A 3,202-nucleotide genomic window follows, 5' to 3' on the forward strand; every position below is an offset into this window, starting at 1 on the left:
ATTTGGTCAAACCGACCACCAATGTGGAGGTTATCACCATGAATGAGCATCGAAAAACCGTTCCCGTTCGCCCCCCAAAGGTAGCTTTCCGGTTGGGTCCAGAACTGATTATCGGGATGACCTGTGCCCGCCGGCCTGAAAACCGGTGCGCCGTCATCCCCTTTGGCGAAGTCAAAACCGGCCACATCCAGGCTTCCCTGATACCCTTCCGGGATATGAAAATTGCCGTGCTCGTCTAAAAAATCACGGACTGAACGCTCAGGGGCGCTGTTCTGTGCGAGAAGTTCGGTCCCAAAGGCAAGGAGCACCATCAATATGAACAGGGTACCGATTGTTTCTTTAGCTTTTAATCTTAGTATCAGATGTGATTGTATTGGATTCAGTTTTTCAGATAGCTGCTTGTTAACATGCATTGGTTAAGGACGGTTTTGCGGGGATGAAGGGAACCGGCAAGGTGATGTTGTACCGCTTCCCCAAATGACTCATTGATTGGCTTTTAAAAACCTGATTTAAGAGCGGAATTGCAAAAATAATGACCGCTTTTTCCATCCCAGCTTCATTTTTCCACAAAACACTTAAAAACAATCAGATACACCAACAATGCCGGGTTCACAATTGGGAGGAGAAAACATGACCACAGAACTACTTTAGCAAGATGGTATCGTTTGGGTTACAAGCAAAAGTTCATAATACATCCTGCCATTACATCCGGGTTACCCCAAAAGCTGTTTGAAAAGCATGGCGGCAGGCCGGGCCCGGGCTTATTTTAGATGGGTTAGGCGGATGGTTGCCGATTGGCCAGAGCTGTTACGGAAACGCAGCAAGTATATTCCGCTTGAAAGATCAGCAGCCTCCAAAGGCAGCGTATGCCGGCCGGCAGAAAAAGCCTGGTTTGCGAGGGTTCGGATCAGCCGGCCGTTCAGGTCGTGCAGGGTAATGTGCATCTGAGCGGGAACGGCCATTTCCCAATGGAGCAGGGTTCGGCTGTTAAAGGGATTGGGGAAGGGCGGCATCACCCGAAAATCAGCAGGCCTATCCTGTAATCCGGTTTCGGAATCATCGATATGAGTTGACGGCAGGCAGTGTGCGAGAATATGCGTGGCATAGGTTTCAAAAACATCGGTTTCGATGGTGTAGAAAGCGGAGCGCTGGTCGAAGCCAAAGCCGGTACCCACGCCGTTTGTAATAAAAAGGATAGCGGTGCCGGCTTCAGAACCAAGGCGAATATACAGGTTTGAAGCCAGGCCGTAAGCCGCTCCGGGATGTCCGGCAAACAGATGACCGGGAACGACCACGTCTTCGCCCGGCCGGTTGGTGGTGTGATGGGCGCCGGCGCCAAACGCGTAGTAGAGGCCAAAGTAGGGGTCGCCGTTACCGCCGGAATAGGTCCACTGCGGTTCCAGCAGGTAAGCCATGGTTTCTTCGCTTATGAGCTGCGTACCGCCAGCCATGCCGCCCTGCTGCAGGAAACGGGCAAGCTGCAGCAGCGATCGGGCGGTTGTGCGCAGGCCGCCTTGTGGGGCAAAGATGAGGCCGTTATGACCCGGAACATAGCCGGGCAGCTCACGGTCAGGCGGGGCAACGCCCTGGAAATGGTCAAACTGAGGGGTCCACGTTCCGCCGGGTTTGCGGTAGAGGGCGGCGAGTAGATTGATGTCGGCAAGGTCAGCGGGGTTAAAACTGCCTTCGATGCCAAGCATGGGCAGAAACGCATCCCGCATGTAGCGGTCAAACCGCTGACCGGTAACGGCTTCGATGATACTGCCAAGCAGGCCGTAATTAAGATTGCTGTACATGAAAAAGGAGCCGGGGGCTTCGGTTCGCCAGTTGTTGGCAGCGAACCAGGCCGAGCCGGGCACAAGCAGGGCCGATATCGGCGGGGGCGCTGTGGCGGAATAGCTCTCAGACAGGAATGCAGCATAGGTGCTGCCATCCTGAATACTGCTTTGGTGGGTGAGCAGATCGATGACCCGGATGCTGTGCAGCGGCCATGCCGGGTTCTGAAGCGGAAAGCCCAGCAGACTACCCGCGGACTGATGCAGGTCGAGTGCGCCTTCATCATGCAGGTGCAGTACCGCAAGCGCGGTGACAAGCTTGCTCACCGAAGCGATGCGGAAGTGCGTATCAGCGGTTACAGGCAGGTTTCGGGCAATATCCCGCTTACCCAGGTACACTTCGGCCTGCCCGCTTCCGCAGCTCCCGATCACGGCCATACCGGCTGCATCGTGGAACGCCGCAATTTGTGAGAGCGAGGCCGCAAAAGCCGGTTGCCCCGGCAGCTGCTGCGCTGCTGCATTATCAGCGGCAGGCAGCAACAGAATAAAAATCAGAACCGGGAGAAAGCGCATGGAATGGATGCAGGATTGATGGCAGGCAGATACCCGCCTAAAATGAAGCTGTTTGGCGCTAAATGCAATGCAAGTTGTTCCCGGCTTTTGGCCAAAAAGCTGACAAAGAGCCAGCCAGCCACATCAGGCTTTGCCTGCTGCTGAAAAAGAAAATTGTGCTAATAAAAAGCGCTTTTTTGGTTAATAAGGTGAAGTTTTGCGCAAATAATCTTATCTTTGAATTAGAATACGGGGCTTCACTTTAAGCCTGTTTCTTCCTCACCTTAATCTAATCGGAGGCACGCCATGAAAAAGCAGCACAGCAATTTCGGAATCCGCTTTTTCAACGCAACCATGACTGTTTTTGCCAAGACTGTTATGGGCATCAGCAAAGGTATCCTTGCACTTGTGAGAACCCTCACGGGCACCAAAGACAAAAAAAGATTCGCGCACTGAAGGGCATAAATCACTGATATTTTGAACTTAGTCATTCTGATTATCAGCTTAGCGTTGATTTTGGCAAAAACAGGTTGACACGAACCCTGATATATACTTATATTTAAAGCCTATAAACAAAAGGTCCGGTAGTTCAGTTGGTTAGAACGCCTGCCTGTCACGCAGGAGGTCGAGGGTTCGAGTCCCTTCCGGATCGCACTGAAGCCCAATCACTTACAAGTGGTTGGGCTTTTTTGTTTTGAGGAGGTTTTCGAGCTGGGGACCCCCTGGGGACGCGTTTCCGTAGTTCAGCTGGTCAGAATGCCTGTCCCGATACTTCGGGAAGGTCGGGGGTTCGAGTCCCTCCGATGGGTCGGAGCAAGCTTTCCGGATCGCACTGAAGCCCAATCACTTACGATTCAGTGGACTTAGAGACAGGA

3 protein-coding genes and 1 tRNA gene are annotated in these 3,202 nt (G+C 52.8%); 2 read left to right on the forward strand and 2 right to left on the reverse strand.

The window, feature by feature from the left end:
• Nucleotides 1–314 (reverse strand): hypothetical protein (locus LAT75_RS15460; protein WP_291483725.1); only part of this gene is annotated, 314 nt, incomplete at its 3' end.
• Nucleotides 315–761: 447 nt separating this feature from the next.
• On the reverse strand, nt 762–2,348 hold the full coding sequence (locus LAT75_RS15465; RefSeq protein ID WP_291483727.1) for a serine hydrolase: 1,587 nt from the start codon (nt 2,346–2,348) through the stop codon (nt 762–764).
• A gap of 285 nt (nt 2,349–2,633) precedes the next feature.
• On the opposite strand from LAT75_RS15465, the gene LAT75_RS15470 reads away from it, so the two are divergent.
• On the forward strand, nt 2,634–2,783 hold the full coding sequence (locus LAT75_RS15470; RefSeq protein ID WP_291483729.1) for a hypothetical protein: 150 nt from the start codon (nt 2,634–2,636) through the stop codon (nt 2,781–2,783).
• 122 nt (nt 2,784–2,905) lie between these two features.
• Nucleotides 2,906–2,979 (forward strand) — tRNA-Asp (locus LAT75_RS15475).
• Nucleotides 2,980–3,202 lie beyond the last annotated feature (223 nt).

The sequence above is a fragment of the Cyclonatronum sp. genome, assembly GCF_022565315.1.
In the GTDB taxonomy this organism is placed as follows: Bacteria; Bacteroidota; Rhodothermia; order Balneolales; family Cyclonatronaceae; genus Cyclonatronum.